At 42.1% G+C, this 16,218-nt stretch carries 21 protein-coding genes; 11 read left to right on the top strand and 10 right to left on the bottom strand.

Translation table 11 applies throughout. From position 1 onward, the window contains the following. Positions 1-5 precede the first annotated feature (5 nt). Positions 6-305 carry an HNH endonuclease family protein gene (locus AC20OE_RS11435; protein ID WP_039177660.1) on the top strand — a complete coding sequence of 100 codons (300 nt, stop codon included), beginning with the start codon at positions 6-8 and terminating at the stop codon, positions 303-305. Between the two features lie 47 nt (positions 306-352). Here the strand turns inward: AC20OE_RS11435 and AC20OE_RS11430 are convergent, their stop codons facing one another. The 8 genes from AC20OE_RS11430 to AC20OE_RS11395 all read right to left on the bottom strand — a co-directional run bounded on the left by AC20OE_RS11430 (position 353) and on the right by AC20OE_RS11395 (position 3,818). Beyond that, positions 353-571, bottom strand: a complete 219-nt coding sequence (locus AC20OE_RS11430) for a spore germination protein (RefSeq protein WP_003211468.1) — start codon at positions 569-571, stop codon at positions 353-355. Between the two features lie 22 nt (positions 572-593). Continuing rightward, on the bottom strand, positions 594-1,025 hold the full coding sequence (locus AC20OE_RS11425) for a spore germination protein GerPE (protein WP_024425504.1): 432 nt from the start codon (positions 1,023-1,025) through the stop codon (positions 594-596). Continuing rightward, positions 1,025-1,201, bottom strand: a complete 177-nt coding sequence (locus AC20OE_RS11420; RefSeq protein WP_003210893.1) for a germination protein GerPD — start codon at positions 1,199-1,201, stop codon at positions 1,025-1,027. The genes AC20OE_RS11425 and AC20OE_RS11420 overlap by 1 nt, the downstream gene beginning before the upstream one ends. Further along, the gene (locus AC20OE_RS11415) at positions 1,198-1,812 is read right to left on the bottom strand and encodes a spore germination protein GerPC (RefSeq protein WP_039177664.1); all 615 of its coding nucleotides are present in this window, start codon (positions 1,810-1,812) and stop codon (positions 1,198-1,200) included. Before AC20OE_RS11415 ends, AC20OE_RS11420 begins: the two co-directional genes overlap by 4 nt. Before the next feature lie 30 nt (positions 1,813-1,842). After that, complete coding sequence (locus AC20OE_RS11410; RefSeq protein ID WP_003210877.1) at positions 1,843-2,076, bottom strand: spore germination protein GerPB; 234 nt, start codon at positions 2,074-2,076, stop codon at positions 1,843-1,845. Positions 2,077-2,090: 14 nt separating this feature from the next. Continuing rightward, a complete protein-coding gene (locus AC20OE_RS11405) occupies positions 2,091-2,312 on the bottom strand; it encodes a spore germination protein (RefSeq protein WP_024425506.1) in 222 nt (73 codons plus the stop codon). Between the two features lie 127 nt (positions 2,313-2,439). Then, positions 2,440-2,601 carry an aspartyl-phosphate phosphatase Spo0E family protein gene (locus AC20OE_RS11400; RefSeq protein WP_039177669.1) on the bottom strand — a complete coding sequence of 54 codons (162 nt, stop codon included), beginning with the start codon at positions 2,599-2,601 and terminating at the stop codon, positions 2,440-2,442. Positions 2,602-2,723: 122 nt separating this feature from the next. After that, positions 2,724-3,818, bottom strand: coding sequence for a CotH kinase family protein (locus AC20OE_RS11395; protein ID WP_487268864.1), 1,095 nt, complete (start codon positions 3,816-3,818; stop codon positions 2,724-2,726). A 205-nt stretch (positions 3,819-4,023) separates the two neighbouring features. Between AC20OE_RS11395 and AC20OE_RS11390 the strand changes: the two genes are divergently transcribed. From AC20OE_RS11390 to AC20OE_RS11380, 3 genes are all read left to right on the top strand, one after another. Then, entirely contained in the window at positions 4,024-4,671 is a 648-nt protein-coding gene (locus AC20OE_RS11390; protein WP_487268863.1) for a CotG/ExsB N-terminal domain-containing protein, read from the top strand. Positions 4,672-4,797: 126 nt separating this feature from the next. After that, complete coding sequence (locus AC20OE_RS11385) at positions 4,798-5,703, top strand: fumarylacetoacetate hydrolase family protein (RefSeq protein WP_342503151.1); 906 nt, start codon at positions 4,798-4,800, stop codon at positions 5,701-5,703. Positions 5,704-5,795: 92 nt separating this feature from the next. After that, positions 5,796-6,164 carry a YisL family protein gene (locus AC20OE_RS11380; protein WP_034282135.1) on the top strand — a complete coding sequence of 123 codons (369 nt, stop codon included), beginning with the start codon at positions 5,796-5,798 and terminating at the stop codon, positions 6,162-6,164. Between the two features lie 38 nt (positions 6,165-6,202). Here AC20OE_RS11380 and AC20OE_RS11375 read toward each other — a convergent pair whose 3' ends face one another. Next, positions 6,203-6,730: a DUF2777 family protein gene (locus AC20OE_RS11375; RefSeq protein ID WP_487268862.1), complete on the bottom strand. Its 528-nt coding sequence runs from the start codon at positions 6,728-6,730 to the stop codon at positions 6,203-6,205. A gap of 154 nt (positions 6,731-6,884) precedes the next feature. Here AC20OE_RS11375 and asnB point away from each other — a divergent pair, with 154 nt between their 5' ends. The 4 genes from asnB to AC20OE_RS11355 all read left to right on the top strand — a co-directional run bounded on the left by asnB (position 6,885) and on the right by AC20OE_RS11355 (position 12,695). After that, positions 6,885-8,726: an asparagine synthase (glutamine-hydrolyzing) gene (asnB, locus tag AC20OE_RS11370; RefSeq protein ID WP_099663130.1), complete on the top strand. Its 1,842-nt coding sequence runs from the start codon at positions 6,885-6,887 to the stop codon at positions 8,724-8,726. Between the two features lie 147 nt (positions 8,727-8,873). After that, positions 8,874-10,391 carry a phytoene desaturase family protein gene (locus tag AC20OE_RS11365; RefSeq protein WP_126682038.1) on the top strand — a complete coding sequence of 506 codons (1,518 nt, stop codon included), beginning with the start codon at positions 8,874-8,876 and terminating at the stop codon, positions 10,389-10,391. Beyond that, complete coding sequence (locus tag AC20OE_RS11360; protein WP_106025289.1) at positions 10,388-11,863, top strand: phytoene desaturase family protein; 1,476 nt, start codon at positions 10,388-10,390, stop codon at positions 11,861-11,863. Before AC20OE_RS11365 ends, AC20OE_RS11360 begins: the two co-directional genes overlap by 4 nt. Beyond that, positions 11,856-12,695: a phytoene/squalene synthase family protein gene (locus AC20OE_RS11355; protein WP_099663133.1), complete on the top strand. Its 840-nt coding sequence runs from the start codon at positions 11,856-11,858 to the stop codon at positions 12,693-12,695. Before AC20OE_RS11360 ends, AC20OE_RS11355 begins: the two co-directional genes overlap by 8 nt. A 227-nt stretch (positions 12,696-12,922) precedes the next feature. Here the strand turns inward: AC20OE_RS11355 and AC20OE_RS11350 are convergent, their stop codons facing one another. Then, positions 12,923-14,299: an MATE family efflux transporter gene (locus AC20OE_RS11350; protein ID WP_039177690.1), complete on the bottom strand. Its 1,377-nt coding sequence runs from the start codon at positions 14,297-14,299 to the stop codon at positions 12,923-12,925. Positions 14,300-14,412: 113 nt separating this feature from the next. Here AC20OE_RS11350 and AC20OE_RS11345 point away from each other — a divergent pair, with 113 nt between their 5' ends. The 3 genes from AC20OE_RS11345 to AC20OE_RS11335 all read left to right on the top strand — a co-directional run bounded on the left by AC20OE_RS11345 (position 14,413) and on the right by AC20OE_RS11335 (position 16,186). Then, positions 14,413-15,279 carry an AraC family transcriptional regulator gene (locus tag AC20OE_RS11345; RefSeq protein ID WP_126682035.1) on the top strand — a complete coding sequence of 289 codons (867 nt, stop codon included), beginning with the start codon at positions 14,413-14,415 and terminating at the stop codon, positions 15,277-15,279. Between the two features lie 14 nt (positions 15,280-15,293). Further along, the gene (locus tag AC20OE_RS11340; protein ID WP_487268861.1) at positions 15,294-15,851 is read left to right on the top strand and encodes a GNAT family N-acetyltransferase; all 558 of its coding nucleotides are present in this window, start codon (positions 15,294-15,296) and stop codon (positions 15,849-15,851) included. A 65-nt stretch (positions 15,852-15,916) separates the two neighbouring features. Then, positions 15,917-16,186, top strand: a complete 270-nt coding sequence (locus AC20OE_RS11335; RefSeq protein ID WP_251181135.1) for a hypothetical protein — start codon at positions 15,917-15,919, stop codon at positions 16,184-16,186. Positions 16,187-16,218: the final 32 nt, after the last annotated feature.

Below are 16,218 nucleotides of genomic sequence, written 5' to 3'. Positions count from 1 at the left end.
ACACGGTGGCAAAGCAAACAATTGGATTATGTGAGCTGTGCGGAAGACAAGATGTCCTGCTCACAGAACATCACTTAACGCCAAGAGAAGAGGGTGGTGCTTTTTTACCGACTGCCTTCTTGTGCATCCCTTGTCATAAACAAGTACATGCCCTTTTTACAAACCAGGAGCTTGCCGCACGTTTGAACACAATTGATGCACTGAGGCAGGATGAAAAGCTTGCTTCGTACATCAAATGGATTCGGAAACAGCCGGCAAGCAAGCTGGTTAAAACAAAAAAATCGAGACAGCGCAGAAAGAAATAAGCATAAAAAAGCGCTCCTCTATTTGAAATGGGTGTAGAGGAGCTGCTTCATGCATTGCCTACCATATTCTGATCGTTTAAGTCAGGATCCACATAGTTGGTGGCGCTAATGCCATTATTTAATATCAAGAAATCTCCGGTATTCCCCGCTCCAGAGCCTAAAGCAGATTTTGACGAACTTTTAGGCGACAGGTAGAATGAGTCACCGACGTTTACGACGCCTCCAGAAATAGAGTTAATGTAAATGGGTCCGACAATTGCTGGCATAATCGACATCCTTTATTCGAAGTCATATCACCATCATATGCGCAGGTAGGTCCATTTGTGAGTTTTGCGGACTTTCATCATTGCTAAATAGCTCCCTAATATGCTTCACTCGCGCAACGCCATTCATTCGACAAGTAGAGCCGATTTGATAGACAGAGGACGATGATACCCCTTCTACATGGATCGAAGACACTTTAATCACAGGCTTTTCATGGTAAAAGGCTGTTCTCACTGATCGTTCTGGGAGCATCAATGGAATAGGCTCATAATACACTTCAAATTCTTTCGCATCTAAATTTTCTGCTTCATAGCCATAAAACAAACTAATGGTTCGTTGAACAGCTAACACCTTGACTTTCGGGCATAGCTCCTGAGTATCACCGATTTGAACCACACTCGAAATCCCGACAGAATTCACCTTTGAGAACTTCACTTGAGATGTGCGCTTGATCATTATCGAGGTGCTAGAGGAACAAACGGGCCAATAATCAGAGATTCTGGCGGCGTATCGAAAATTGAGGATAATTGTACATGATCTGTGTCCCCGATGATAAATAAGGAAGAAGACGATACCCCGACTACTTTAATGCTTCCGGTCTCAATGTTGCGGTTGACAACTGTGAAATTCATCCGTTTTCCTCTCCTTTCGTTTCACTTGGAATATGGGCTAAAAAGTGCTCAATCGCCCGCTTTACATCATGCTTCACATATTCAGCAATTTGCTCTGAACGCTGCAACGGTGTCATATCTTCCCGGTGAGGCAGCTGTCCCGCATAGTATTTGATCCTGCTGTCAATTTGCTTGCGAATGTCCTCAATGATATGGTGTTTGTTGCTTTCATCGAGGGACCCTTCATATCGCTGCTCTAGTTCTTCAAGAAGTTCTGGAGCTTCTTCATTTAAAAATGCATCGACAAGCTGCCGTGTTTGATTGAAAAATTGATCAGCCATTTCTTGTTGCATCATTCCAATTCCCGGGGTTGTTGTTTGGCCCACTTCAAAGTTTTGAACACTGTTTGGATCAGATGGGTTGAGGCCGATATTCAGCGTCCCTTCCAGCCGTTCGATTTTCAGTTGATCAAATTGATAATCAATCCGTTCTATATTCGTTGTCGGTTTATCTTTGATCATTTGTATTTCTTGCTGAAGCTCGTTAAGCCTTTTTTCAAGCATCATGATTTGTTGCGATTGTTTTTGAATGATGCCATATACTTGTGAAGCGTTGCTCTGATAATCATACATTTACCTACACCTCCGGGGATTGCAGATGACTTAAGTTGTTGGTGACTGAAGCGGTACAAAAGGTGCTGTGCTTGCGCCTTGAGATTCTTCAATTCCTTGTGTACCTGCTGCGGCAGGCGCTGCTTCTACGTAGCTTCCCGTGTTATACAGGTTGGAAAGGGCTTTGATGGATCCAGCACTCCCAATTTGCAGAACAGAGGAGTTACTCACAGACTCCACACGTAAATAATTAATTTGTATCGCTTGATTAATATAGAAGTTCAACGGATCCTCACTCCTTACAAGTTACCAACAAGCGGTTGATCTATGACATCACTGTCGTACGTATTTGTCACACTTTTGTAGTTGCTAATTTGCAATTGATCACCTGTATTAAAACTGCCTGCGCCAGCAAACGTTTTAACCTGACTATTTGGAGAAATGGTGATACAGTCTCCAACATGAACGACTCCGCTCGTTCCGACGGCATTTACTTTAAAGGCTCCCACAATAGCCGGCATAGCGGTGCACATCCTTTATAAAATTAGGGCACTTTGTTTTTGGGCGTTTCACCATAGCTTATGATGGGTCTTTTAATGTGTGATTGTCTTTTTGAAAGCTTTTCATGAGAGGAATTAGATGTATGGCTTACCCTTTTTTTGAGCAATCTTTAGAGGTGGATTTGATGCCTTTATTTAAGAGCATGTCAAGCTCTTGACTGCATCTGATGGTTTCTTCGGCATTCATCCCGAATTTTTTTGCAGTCTCAATTAAATGTAATCTTTTTTGTTCAATTTCATAATTGATCATAACGGACGCCAACTCTCACATTTTTTATCAAATAGAAGGATATGGTTAGTATACCCTATTTTTCTATAAAAAAAGCTGTTTCGTCAATATGAGTAATAAAGTGACAAAATTCGAAAGTGTTCTTACGTACCAAATTTCTCTTTTCTGATCTCAGCCTGTAAATAACGTCGTCTTTTGTTGATATACTGCCGGATTAAGTCTCGTTCAGATGGTAGGATGTCTTTTCGATCTTTCGTATATGGATCATCTCCAATTCGGTCCACAATCGATTCATGCCATTTCTCGATGATTGGACAGAGCCGGTCTTCTACAAAATGTGTATCGAGTACATGCTGGAAAAGTGTGTAATAGGCTTCTTTAAACGAAGGGATATCTAGTAGTCTAGCAGTTAATGTATTAAAGCCGTTTACTGGGATATAATCAAACGCCATTTCTTCTCCATGAATGTCACGACCCCATGTTGCATCATAATCCCAAGGAAGTACTTGAAACCGCCCTTGTTCATTCACATAAAGAGCGTAATTATGAACAAAACCATCAAAGTTTTGTGTGCATACCACACCGATGAGCCAGTGGAAATATTGTGTCACATCTAGGTATTGTTCAATTTTTTCTGCAAAAGTCTCATCTCTTGCTGTGTTGAGAAAGTAAATAAATTCGCTCAGCTGCTGATCATGTTGAGACGTCCCCGTTTTTTTCTCGTATCCGAGAAGAAGGTGCTTTTTTGGCTTTTTATCAAAAGAACTCAAAAGGGAGAAGTTCGCGTCGTCATCAACCGCATAATAAATGCCGCCTCCTGAAAGCTGCCGTTTTTGAAGAAAGTACTCATCGACGGATTCTATTTTCAAATAAATGCCTTCTTTTCTTCCGTTTATGGTGAGAAACACATGAGAAGCGGCTGGACTAAGCACCCCCATCTGCTCAAAGAAATAAAAGGATAGTCTGTTTCGGATAAACGAAGGGTCATTGTACTCTGCATTTAAATGAAAGATGGATTCGCCTTGTCTTTGTTTTGGCTTTCGGTATTCAATTTTATAGGATTTTTTCTTAAGTTTTCTAATGTGTGAACCGCGGTATGAAGCATAAATATGTGATTTGGTTTGGCCTGTTTTCAGAATAGCTTCAACAGGTTCATCGTTCCAAATGTCTTTTTTTAGTTCAATCAGGTCCTTTGGATGAATCCACATATCAAGTTGTTTTAAAGATTCCGTGTTCATACGTTCATCAGCCTCCTATATGCTCTTCTTTACAATATGAAAGTGAAGGAATGTCCTGTACCGGCTGGTAGGTATTCATGGAGTTTTAAAGGAAAGAGGCATTCGTCACGAACACTTGTCTACCGAGTCTCGTAACATAAAGCAGAGAAGATAAACAGCTTTGTCTGTTTGTTTTGTCGAAGCATAGACTGGAGGGGAATTGTTCGTGAGTACATTTGATCATTCGCACATTGAACATGCAGTGGCTTCACTTCGAAGTGAGGGACGTGATCATCACTTAGATCGTGAACCAGAATCGAAACGTTCGCATAAGTCAGCTCGTTCTCGTCATTCAAATCGCGGTCATTGGTTCTTTGGCGGTGGTGGACGCCGTAAATCACGCCGTAGTAAAAAAAGCTACAGAAGCTATCGTTCAAAGAAAAGTTATCGCTCTAAGAAAAGCATGAAGAGTAAAAAGTCATATAAAAGCAAAAAATCTTGCAGAAGCAAAAAGAGCGAACCGAAAAAGTCATGTCGCAGCAAACACAGATCGCATCATAAGAAGAGCTGCCGCAAATCACATCGCAGTAAGCACAGATCGCATCATAAGAAAAGCTGCCGCAAGTCACATCGCAGCAAGCACAGATCGCATCATAAGAAAAGCTGCCGCAAGTCACATCGCAGCAAGCACAGATCCCATCATAAGAAGAGTCGCAAGTCACGCCGCAGTCATCGATCTAAACGTTCTCATCACCATAAACGCAGCCGATCTTGCCATAGATGTGGAAAGAAAAAGCATCGTTCTCAAAGAACAGGAAATGTTGAGCGTAAATGGGACCAAGGATATATGTGGGAATACCGCCGTTTCCGCTAGGCATTCAATCATCATTTTTGAAACCCTTTTTAAAAGAGAGTATGATAAAAAAGGGTTTTTTTTATTTCATAGAGAAATAAAATGAGACATCATAACTTAGCGAAATGAAGATTGTGAGGGGAAGACATGAAGTTTTTTACAGGTGAGATACATAGCAGCATGTTTATTGGGGTAGTCATTGATGATGAATGGGTGATGGACGTCAAAAAGGCAGAAGCCAAATTATTTGAGCTTGAGACACTGCCAAACTCTTTATCTGAGTGCATCAAAATGGGGGACAAGTTTGTAGAACATGTGGGGCAGCTTCTTGATTGGGCTGAGAAAAAAGAAGAAGACCGCGGCTCTTATGTATATCCGCTTTCGGACGTGAAACTCCATGCCCCGATTCCAAAGCCGTCTAAAAACATCATGTGTGTCGGAAAGAATTATCAAGATCATGTTATGGAAATGGGAAGTGCGGCGGATATTCCTAAAGACGTGATGATTTTTACAAAGGCACCTACTTCTGTCATTGGACACGAAGATGAGATTCGTCTTCATGAAGATGTGACAAGTGAATTGGATTATGAAGGAGAGCTTGCTATCGTGATGGGCAAATCAGGGAAAAACATTGCTCCTGAAGAGGTACAAGATTATATATTTGGTTACACCATTTTAAATGATGTGACGGCAAGAGATTTGCAGAAAAAACACAAACAATTTTTCATTGGCAAAAGCTTAGATACAACCTGCCCGATAGGACCTTATATCGTTCATAAATCAATGATCGAGGATCATGGTGCGCTCCATGTGGAAACAAAGGTAAACGGAGAGGTTCGTCAGTCTGCCAGTACGGAATTAATGATCTTCACAATTGAGAACATCGTCTCCACTCTTTCAAAAGGGATGACGCTAGAAGCTGGTGACATCATTGCAACAGGTACACCTTCTGGGGTAGGGAAGGGCTTTGAACCGCCTAAGTTTTTAGCTTCTGGAGATCGAATTGACATCACGATTGAACCGATTGGGACGCTGACAAATCACGTCAAATAAAGCACATGATGACACAGGATTGTCGCTTTGTGTTCGACTTATTTCGTGGTACGATGAGAAGGTACTTGTTCTGATAAAGGGGGAAATCACAAATGGGAACACATTTACATATCACAGCATGGGTGCTGGGGATTATTTTATTCTTCGTAGCCTTTGCTCTAGCAGGTAAAAACGACAAAGGCGCTAAAATTGTGCACATGATCGTTCGCTTATTCTACTTGATCATTATCGCAACAGGCGTAGAGCTGTATGTTCGCACAGGAATGAAAATTCCAGGTTTCGGGGGCGAGTATATCGGAAAAATGATTCTCGGTATCCTAGTGATCGGTTTCATGGAAATGGTCCTAGTGCGCAAGAAAAAAGGAAAATCGGTGACTGGTGTGTTGATTGGTTTTATCGTATTTGCGATTGTGACCATTCTTCTCGGTTTACGTCTGCCGATCGGTTTCCATATCTTTTAATATAAAAAGGACATTGCTTATACGAAGCAGTGTCCTTTTTATGTGGCATCAAATTGTGAAACGATCCGTTGTCCATCTGAAGTGGTCCATTCAAAACGAATGTGACTGGAGGCAGGGTCATGGTGACATTGAAGTGCAAGTGATTGCGTATCTGCCGAAAACTGAAAGAAAGGGACGCGCTGCAATGAATGAAAGGAAGAGAAGACACAATCATAGACGGAAAAACCAAGCTGCTCTACCTGCTCAAGGATGTGATCAAAGACGTTCTCCGGTACGAACATGAGAAGATCGAGCCAGCCTTTGGCAAGGGACGCCGTATATTGAATTTTTTCTCCTCCTTGTACTTCTATTAGCTGCCCGTTTTCATGAAGAACCATGGAACCAAGCAATTCTCCTTTTGTCCATCGGTCATTTTCCTTCAAACAGATCATTGTGCTTTGAAGACTTTCTGGCAGCATGATCTCTCCTTCTTCATCTTCAATCAGACAATGTCCGTTTTCAATGAGCAAATACCCGTTACACCATCTTCTGCTGCAGCGTTCAAGCTGCTTCATTCGATTCTCCATTTGCAAAAGCTCCTTTCCTCTTTCTTTTCTTACCAAATCAAGCCTGTCCTATACGCCGGGAAAAAAGGACAAATCAACTATCAAGGAGACGATGCATAAACTAAGAAAGGCTGAATGAGAACACTTGAGGAAAAACGGATGGGAGCTGATGATGATGTGTGGAATTACAGGCTGGGCAGACTTTAAAAAGCAGCTCATCCAACAGGATCATGTAATCAATCAAATGACAGATACATTATCTAAAAGAGGGCCAGATGATACAAATACGTGGAAAAGTGAGCATGTTCTTTTCGGGCATAAAAGGTTAGCGGTGGTAGATGTAGAAGGCGGAAAGCAGCCGATGACATATACACATCAAAACCATGCTTATACGATTGTATACAATGGAGAGCTCTATAACACGGAGGATATAAGAAAAGAATTGTTAAAAAGGGGGCACCGCTTTCTTGGGCATTCTGATACAGAAGTTCTTCTTCATGCCTATACAGAATGGAAGGAAGAGTGTGTCTCCCATTTTAATGGCATTTTTGCATTTGTGATCTGGGATAGTGAGCGTGAATTGTTATTTGCAGGGAGAGATCGGCTCGGTGTCAAGCCATTTTTCTATACAGAACGTCATCATTCCTTCTTATTTGGTTCAGAGATTAAAGCACTTCTTGCTCACCCTGATATCAAAGCAAAAGTCGATCATGAAGGGCTGTCGGAGATCTTTGGCTTAGGGCCGTCAAGAACACCAGGCCAAGGAGTGTTTAAAGGGGTAAAAGAGCTGAGACCTGCACATGCCTTGACCTTTTCAAAAGACGGCCTGCGCGTGTGGAGATACTGGAATGTCAAAAGCAAGGAGCATACTGACTCACTTGATGACACCGCACAGCACATTAAGCATCTCTTTACAGATGCTGTGACAAGACAGCTTGTCTCTGATGTGCCTGTATGTACATTTTTATCTGGCGGCGTCGATTCTAGTGCCATTACTGCCATTGCCGCTAAGCACTTTGAGAAAATAGGGAAAGCACCGCTTCATACGTATTCCATTGACTACGAAGAAAATGATCAATTCTTTGAAGCAAGTCAATTCCAGCCGAATGCTGATGGCCCATGGATTGATCAAATGACCAAAGCGTTTCAAACAAATCATCACAACTGTATCATCGGTCAAAAAGAGCTGGCTGCTTATTTGAAGGAAGCGGTTGAGGTTCGAGATTTACCTGGGATGGCAGATATCGATTCTTCTTTACTTATATTCTGCCGAGAAATTAAAAAGGATTTCGTTGTTGGTTTATCAGGTGAGTGTGCTGATGAGATTTTTGGCGGCTATCCTTGGTTTCACATGGCAAATGAAACAAATAGTTTCCCTTGGATGAGATCGACAGAAGCAAGAACGCAGCTCCTGCAAGACTCTTGGCAAAAAAAGCTGTCACTTAAGGAATACGCACAAAGCAAATATGAAGAAACGGTGGCAGAAACGCCTCTTTTAGATGGAGAAACGGGAGTCGATAAAGCCCGGAGAGAACTTTTTTACTTAAATATGATCTGGTTTATGACAACACTGCTTGATCGAAAAGATCGAATGAGTATGGGTGCTAGTCTTGAGGTACGTGTGCCATTTGCAGATCATCGCCTTGTCGAATATGTGTGGAATATTCCTTGGGAAATGAAAATGCATGGAAATCGTGAAAAAGGGGTTTTACGAAAAGCATTAGAGGGAATTTTACCGAATGAAGTGCTTTATCGAAAGAAGAGTCCTTACCCGAAAACACATCATCCAGCCTATACTCAGGCTGTGAAAGAGATGCTAACAAATTGTCTCGCGCAAAAAGATTCTGTACTTCACGAATTTTTAGATCCACATCAATTAAAGCAGCTGATTGAAACGGAAGGAGCTTCCTTTCATGTGCCTTGGTATGGCCAGCTCATGAAGGGCCCGCAGTTGATTGCCCATCTAGCACAGATTCATCATTGGTTTGAAACGTATCGAATTGATATAGAAGCGTAATAAAGGGTCGGCTTTCTTGTACTTGTTGAAAGGAAGCCGGCTTTTTTGATACATAACATGAGACTTTTTGAGCACATCAAAAGTTGATCTAGTCTTTCTAATTTGTATAATTAACTTAAAGTGAATTAATTTGGAGGAAAAAGGATAATGAAAATCATTGTGATCGGAGCGGGACCAGGGGGACTTGCGGCAGCTATGATGCTTCAAAGCAAAGGACATGAAGTTCATGTATACGAAAAACAGTCCTTTGTCGGCGGACGTAATGCTAAGTTTCAGCTTGGTGATTTCACGTTTGATACAGGTCCTACCTTTCTCAGCATGATTCATATTGCAGAGGAGCTGTTCACCTTTGCTGGTAAAAATCTTTATGACTATATCGATGTGATTGAATTAAAAGAGATGTATAGATTAATTTTTCAAGACAATCAGCTGGATATGATTCGAGATCGCGATGAAATGTACAAACGATTAGAAGCCTTTGCGCCGGGTGAGGGCGAAGGATATCTAAGGTTTATGAAGGATACAAAGCGCAAAATGGATCGGCTCACACCAATTTTACAAAGTAAAATGGACCGCTTTCATCATTACCTTCGCCCGAAGGTGATCAAAGCACTTCCACAGCTTTCGCTAAATAAAAGTTTGTATGATGTACTGTCAGACTATTTCTCGAATGAATCAGTGAAATATGCCTTTACATTTCAATCAAAGTACTTAGGAATGTCGCCGTGGGAATGCCCTGGTGCGTTCTCAATCCTTTCGTTTATGGAGCATGATACAGGTGTATTCCATCCGAAGGGCGGTGTCAATCAGCTGTCAGAAGCGATGGCAAAGGCGGCGGTTGAAGCTGGAGCAGAGATTCATCTGTCAGCTGGCGTCGAAAAGCTGCTCACGGAGGGAAGGAAAGTAAAAGGCATTCGTTTAGAATCTGGGGAAGAAATACAAGCAGATGAGGTTGTCGTCAATGGAGACTTTGCACATGTGATGACAAGGCTTGTCGAGCCAGGTCTTTTAAAGAAATACAGTGAGAAAAAACTAAAAAAGAAAAAATTCTCATGCTCTACCTTTATGCTCTATTTAGGATTGGATACCATGTACGATGAACCGCATCATACCATTGTTTTTTCCGATGATTATGCTAGATTCGTCAAAGGCATTACGAAAACATATGAGCTGCCAGATGATCCGTCTATTTATATTCAAAATGCAAGTGTAACCGATGACTCACTTGCTCCAAAAGGAAAATCAGCTCTTTATGTGCTTGCTCCAGTTGCCAATAACCAAAGCGGTATTGACTGGGAAGCGCATCAAGATGAATTTAGAGAGCTTGTGCTGGATACATTGGAGCGGAAAACCGGCTTTCAGAATGTCAGGCAGCATATAGAAGTTGAGCGGATGATCACACCGAAGCAATGGGAGGAAGACCTTTACGTATATGAAGGAGCTACATTTAACCTTGGCCACCAGCTGACGCAGATGATGGTCCTAAGGCCGCACAATGAATTTGATGAATTAAAGCACTGCTGGCTCGTTGGAGGAGGAACGCATCCAGGAAGCGGACTGCCAACCATTTTAGAATCAGCGCGTATCACGACAAATGCCATTCTTTCAAAAGAGAAACATTCACACAAAACAATGCGGCATCAAGAAAAGGGGAGCGCCTCATGAAACAACATATATTGATTGCAGGTGGCGGTATTGGCGGAATGATCTCAGCGCTTTATTTGAAAAAAGCGGGACATGATGTCACCCTTGTCGAAAAAAATGAATGGCTTGGCGGGAGACTTGCTTTTGTACGTGAGAAAGGATATAAAGTAGATGAAGGTCCGACCATTGTCCTACTTCCTGACATGTTAAAAGGCATTTTACATGAGGTAGGAATTGACGAATCATCTCTTGACCTGCTGCAGCTTGATCCGCTGTACACAATTCAATATCAAGATGGAACCTCCTATACGAAATACTCTGATGCACGTCGTCAGCTAGATGAAATCAGACGTGTATTTCCAAAAGAAGATCAAGGGTTCCAGAGGTTTATGGAAGAAATGACGGACCGGTTTCAAGAAGGGCAGAAAGCTTTTCTAGAAAAATCATTTCACGAAAAACGTACATTTTTTACAAAAGCCAATATGAAGATTTTAATGAAATTAAAGGCATATCGAACGGTACAAAGCGCTCTGAAAAAATATTTCTCAGACGAACGCCTTCGAGATGCATACGCACTTCAAACCCTCTATGTTGGGGGAAACCCGTATGAAGCATCGGCTATTTATTCGCTTGTTTCATATAGTGAGCACGCACATGGAATTTACTATTTAAAAGGCGGTTATGCAAGTTTAGTAGATATATTGGAAGGGCAGCTCATCAAAATGGGTGTGCATGTAAGAAAAAATGAAGAAGTTACGCAATTGGTGTTTGAGGGAAAACGGGCAGTCAAAGCAAAAGTGAATGATGAACATGTAGCCGCTGATGCATTTGTGATCAATGGAGATTATCCAGCTGCGTTAAAACAGTTTGGTTTAGACGAACAAGATCGCCGGAAATACGTGCCGTCCTCTGGCTGTGTGATGGTGTATCTTGGGTTAAACAAGATGTATCAGGAAGCACCTGTTCATCAATTTTTTATGGGAGAACACTTTGATCAGCATATGAAAGAGGTTTTTCAAACGAAAACGATTCCTCAAGACCCGTCATTTTATACATTTAATCCATCGATCATTGATCCATCTCTTGCCCCAGATGGCTGCAGTGTTCTATACATGCTCGTTCCCGTTCCTTCAGGAGATCATATCAACTGGGAAGAGGAGACAGATTTTGTCGAGAACATGGTGGGTGTCCTTGAAAAAAGAGGTTTTCCGGGATTGCGAGAGTCGATTGTCTGGCAAAAGGTCAGGACACCAAATGATTCCTTGCGAGAAGGATTGTTTGAAGGCGGCAGCTTTGGACTTGCGCCTAATTTGTTTCAATCAGGTGTCTTCCGCCCGCAAGTGAAGGTCAGTGAGACAGACAATCTTTATGCGGCAGGTGCTTCCATCCATCCGGGCGGCGGGGTGCCGATCGTGATGCAAAGTGCGAAGCTCATGGCTTCTGTACTACTAAAAGATTTGAATGATAGAAAGGAAGTGAAGTTAAGTGGTTGATGTACAAACAGCATTAAAAGTGTGTGAGGAAACCATTCAAACCCATTCAAAAACGTTTTACCGGGCCTTTTCCATGCTGCCTAAAAAGAAAAGACAGGCCGTCTGGGCCGTGTATTCCTTTTGCCGGAGAGCAGATGACATTGTAGATGAGTCGCCTTCGCCACAAGAGGACCTTGCATCCTTTCGGAAGACGTTTGATCAATTTTTACAAGGTGAGGTAGACCGGAATGATCCGATATGGGTGGCGCTAGAGCATACATTTCAAGAGTTTCGGATGGATGAAGCCCCGTTTCGTGACCTGCTCCAAGGACAGGAGATGGATTTAGAGCAGCAGCGATACGAAACGTTAGATGAACTGCTCATCTATTCCTATCATGTTGCTAGTACCGTTGGACTCATGCTCCTTCCCATTATTGCACCGCGTAAAAAAGAGCAGCTAAAAGAAGCAGCCATTTCGTTAGGGATCGCTATGCAGCTAACCAACATTCTTCGAGATATCGGCGAAGATCAGGCTGAAAGAGACCGTATTTATTTGCCAAAGCAAGTGATGGATCAATTCGGGTACACAGAGCAAGAATTGAAGGAAGGGATTGTCAATCAAGCTTTTCAGCACGTCTGGGAGTACATTGCTTTTGAGGCAGAGGCATACTATGAGGAGTTTTTTGACCATCTTCATGAATTCCCGTTATATTCACGTATACCGGTGAAAGCAGCAGCCCACTTTTATAAAGCCATCTTAGATAAAACAAGAGAAAACGAATACCGCGTCTTTACAGAGCGAGCATTTATTTCAAAACAGGAAAAAGCACTTATTTTAGAAGATATTACGTAAAAAAGGACTGCACCCCGCAGTCCTTTCAGCGTGTAGACAAACCCTCGCATTCGTTGTCAGGTCTGCGCTCCGGTGCTCACGAATGTCAAATTCGCTCCGCAAAGGTAGCCGCCCTTCCTAGGGCTGCAAAGGTTTTCTATCACGCTGAAAAGAAGACAAAGGGCTAAAATCAAAACCATTTTAGCCCTTTGTCAACAATCTAAAAAGACTGCACCCCGCAGTCCTTTTTATGTGGAAGAAAAACGATACTCCGTCCATACTCTGGAACGCCAGCGCCTATACATAAAGATGCCTCTGACCCATTCATCCACGATAAAAGAAATCCAAACCCCGATGAGCCCCATTTCAAGCTGAATGCCTAACAAGTAAGCGATCGGAAGCCCAATTCCCCACATTGAAATCATCGCCATATACACTGGAAACTTCGCGTCACCAGCAGCCCGCAATGAATTAATAATGACCATATTAAAAGAGCGTCCCGGCTCTAAAATGATCGTCAATAGGAGAAGTGTGGCGGCGATTTGAATGATTTCATGATTGCTAGTGAAAAACGTAAGCAAATGCGTCGATGATAAAGATAAAGCAGTGGAAGAAAGAAGAGAGATCGCAATGGCCCAGTATAAGCTTTTCATACATCTGCGGTAGGCCGCATCGAATTCTTTCGCTCCAATATGGCGCCCAATTAAAATCTGTGTGCCTTGGCTAATGGCTGCACCAAATAACATAATAAACATCATCAAATTTTGAGTGTAGACCTTTGCTGCTAAAGCCTGCGTCCCCATAAATGTAATAAACAATGTAATGATCATTTGAGAGCCGTTATAAGAAAGCTGCTCTCCAGCAGAAGGAATGCCAATTTTCAGCAGCCTTTTTAAATGCGTACGCTGGATGTGAAACATGCTCTTCAGCGAAAAGCGCAGTCCAATTCGGCGGCGGACAATGAGAATCATCGCCATCAATCCGATCAATCGAGCAAGCGAGGTTGAAAAGGCAACACCCATGACACCTAATACCGGAAAGCCAAACGGACCAAAAATGACCAAATAATTGCCGGCAACGTTTAGCAAATTCATTCCGATGGTGACATACATCGTGTCTCTTGTATATCCGTAGCTTTTTAAAATAGCACTATACGTCATAATAAGTGCTTGAATAAAAGAAAGCAGCCCGACAATTTGTAAAAAGACCGCCGCATCCGGCATGAGTTCACTTGATAAGCCCATCATGTGCAGAATTGGAACAGCTAACATAAACATGAGGAGACTAATGACAAAGCTGATCAAGAAGTTGGTCCCTAGTGAGACATAGGCGACTTGAGTCGCTTCCTGCTTGCGGTCAGCTCCTAGAAGCTGCGCAATCACAATGGTCGTTCCTGTTGTAATGAAGCTGAACATGACAATTAATAAATTCAGGAGCTGGTTGCTTACACCTACTGCGGCCACACTGTTATCAGAGTATTGGCTGAGCATAAGTGTATCAGCGCTTCCCATGAGCATATATAAAGAGATTTCGATAAAAATAGGCCAAGTTAATGCAAATAATGAAGGGTGCGTTTTCTCATCTTTGGCTTGAACCTTTTCATATGACAGGGTTTGAGATTTCATCACAAAGCCCCCTTTCGTGTAAATCCGATTTATAGTGTACCTTGCATCGACTATAATAAGAAGAGATGAAACCGAAACTTATTGGAGAAATACGACTTCATAAGGGGATGAATATGAATCGATTTATTACATTTACTGTACCGCCGTTTCCTATTTATATAGCTTCAGGTAAAGGGATATTTCATCAAGGAGAAAGACATATCTCAAGAACCTTCGCTGTATTTGATCTTCTCTATGTCACAAAAGGTGAACTATGGATGACAGAGGACGAGGAGGCTTTTCACGTAAAAGAAGGTGAATATATGATTCTCTCACCGGGCCTGTCTCATGGCGGACATCTGCCATGTGAAGAGGATACCTACTATGAGTGGCTGCATTTCTCAATTGACCGATTTGAGCTGACGAACCGGCCAAGAGAACACTGGATTGATATGAAACAAAACCAAGCCACCTTCGAAAAGCCGGCAACATATGAATTTAGCCTGCCTCGTTTAGGAAAAGTGAAGGGACGAAGTGTGTTAGAAAAACACCTTTCAGCGATGAGCGCATTAAATCATGATGCATCTGAACTTCCGCTGAAAAAACAGCTTCTATTTGAGGAACTGCTCATTCACCTGCAAAAGGAAGCATTCCATATTCCAAGTGCAAAGGAGACTGTCGCATCAGAAGTGGTTCACTATCTTGAGCATCACTTTATGGAGAAATTGAATATGGAGCAGCTTGCAGAGAAACTGCACTATCATCCTGACTACATGACAAGGTGTATGCAGACGGTGTACGGATTGACGCCAAACCAGTACAGCCATCGTCTCAAGATCGAAAAAGCTAAAAGCATGCTTGCCTCAACGAATGAAAAAATTGCAGCCATTGCAGAGCATGTAGGCATTGACGACCCTACTTATTTTTCTAAGCTATTTCGGCAAAATGAAGGTATGACGCCGATTGAGTACCGTCATCTAGCAAAAAGAACGACAAAGTAAAGGGACGTGAACAGATGAAAAGAGAAAAGGAAGAGCTTGTGAATATACGTCCATTAACCGAAACGGATTTAGAGGCAGTGTGGCATTTAAAATTTAAAGCACCAGACCAGTCCTATCGAAAATGGAATGCCCCTTATTTTTATGAACACGAAATCCCGCTTTCTGCATTTAAGAAACGTTACTTACAGGATGAATCCATTCCCCAAAAGCTATATGGCATTGAAATAGACGGTGATATCAAAGGTACCATATCATATTATTGGGAGAATGAACGTACACGGTGGCTTGAATGCGGCATTGTCATTTATGACTCACGCTTTTGGAGCGGGGGCATTGGGACAAAGGCATTAAATCTATGGATTGATGTATTATTTACGCATATTGATATCCCTCGAATTGGTCTAACCACTTGGTCAGGGAATGAACGGATGATGCGGTGCGCAGAGAAATGCGGATTTGTCCTTGAGGGGAGACTGAGAAAGGTTCGTTATTATCAAGGAGAGTATTATGATTCGATGCGCTACGGAATGCTGAGAGAAGAATGGCGAAGCCTCCCGCGCAATATCCTCTGAATCATTATTTTTTAGGAAAAAAGTATCATATAATGGAATGAACTGAAGAAGGGTGGCAGAAGAATGTGGGCTGGATAACTGGATGGTTTGTTTCTATTTTAGCCGCAATCTATCTATTGATAGATGCACCAAAACATGGGAAAAATAAATGGTTATGGTCTATTTTAGGTCTTTTATTCGGGCTCTTTGCATTTGGGATATACCTCATCAAAACAGGAAGAAAAGGATTGGGCTGGACAGTTCTGATCGTGTCCATCATCATCTATTCTATTGTTATGCTAGTCTATGTCTTTTACTTCCTGTTGCTGATCATCGGATACTCAAACGCATCATAGAGAGCGCGTATACATAATAAGGGGGAGTTTAA

It is taken from the genome of Bacillus sp. SRI_025 (assembly GCF_057592095.1).
The sequence above is the reverse complement of the archived record's forward strand: the minus strand, read 5'-3'. Positions and strand labels throughout refer to the sequence as shown.

Excerpts from the sequence above, each read along its gene's own strand:
- AC20OE_RS11430 (WP_003211468.1), bottom strand. The coding sequence starts at position 571 with ATGCCAGCAATTGTCGGACCCATTTACATTAACTCTATTTCTGGAGGC.
- AC20OE_RS11425 (WP_024425504.1), bottom strand. The coding sequence starts at position 1,025 with ATGATCAAGCGCACATCTCAAGTGAAGTTCTCAAAGGTGAATTCTGTC.
- AC20OE_RS11420 (WP_003210893.1), bottom strand. The coding sequence starts at position 1,201 with ATGAATTTCACAGTTGTCAACCGCAACATTGAGACCGGAAGCATTAAA.
- AC20OE_RS11415 (WP_039177664.1), bottom strand. The coding sequence starts at position 1,812 with ATGTATGATTATCAGAGCAACGCTTCACAAGTATATGGCATCATTCAA.
- AC20OE_RS11405 (WP_024425506.1), bottom strand. The coding sequence starts at position 2,312 with ATGCCGGCTATTGTGGGAGCCTTTAAAGTAAATGCCGTCGGAACGAGC.
- AC20OE_RS11400 (WP_039177669.1), bottom strand. The coding sequence starts at position 2,601 with ATGATCAATTATGAAATTGAACAAAAAAGATTACATTTAATTGAGACT.
- AC20OE_RS11395 (WP_487268864.1), bottom strand. The coding sequence starts at position 3,818 with ATGAACACGGAATCTTTAAAACAACTTGATATGTGGATTCATCCAAAG.
- AC20OE_RS11385 (WP_342503151.1), top strand. The coding sequence starts at position 4,798 with ATGAAGTTTTTTACAGGTGAGATACATAGCAGCATGTTTATTGGGGTA.
- AC20OE_RS11380 (WP_034282135.1), top strand. The coding sequence starts at position 5,796 with ATGGGAACACATTTACATATCACAGCATGGGTGCTGGGGATTATTTTA.
- AC20OE_RS11375 (WP_487268862.1), bottom strand. The coding sequence starts at position 6,730 with ATGGAGAATCGAATGAAGCAGCTTGAACGCTGCAGCAGAAGATGGTGT.
- asnB (WP_099663130.1), top strand. The coding sequence starts at position 6,885 with ATGTGTGGAATTACAGGCTGGGCAGACTTTAAAAAGCAGCTCATCCAA.
- AC20OE_RS11365 (WP_126682038.1), top strand. The coding sequence starts at position 8,874 with ATGAAAATCATTGTGATCGGAGCGGGACCAGGGGGACTTGCGGCAGCT.
- AC20OE_RS11360 (WP_106025289.1), top strand. The coding sequence starts at position 10,388 with ATGAAACAACATATATTGATTGCAGGTGGCGGTATTGGCGGAATGATC.
- AC20OE_RS11350 (WP_039177690.1), bottom strand. The coding sequence starts at position 14,299 with ATGAAATCTCAAACCCTGTCATATGAAAAGGTTCAAGCCAAAGATGAG.
- AC20OE_RS11345 (WP_126682035.1), top strand. The coding sequence starts at position 14,413 with ATGAATCGATTTATTACATTTACTGTACCGCCGTTTCCTATTTATATA.
- AC20OE_RS11340 (WP_487268861.1), top strand. The coding sequence starts at position 15,294 with ATGAAAAGAGAAAAGGAAGAGCTTGTGAATATACGTCCATTAACCGAA.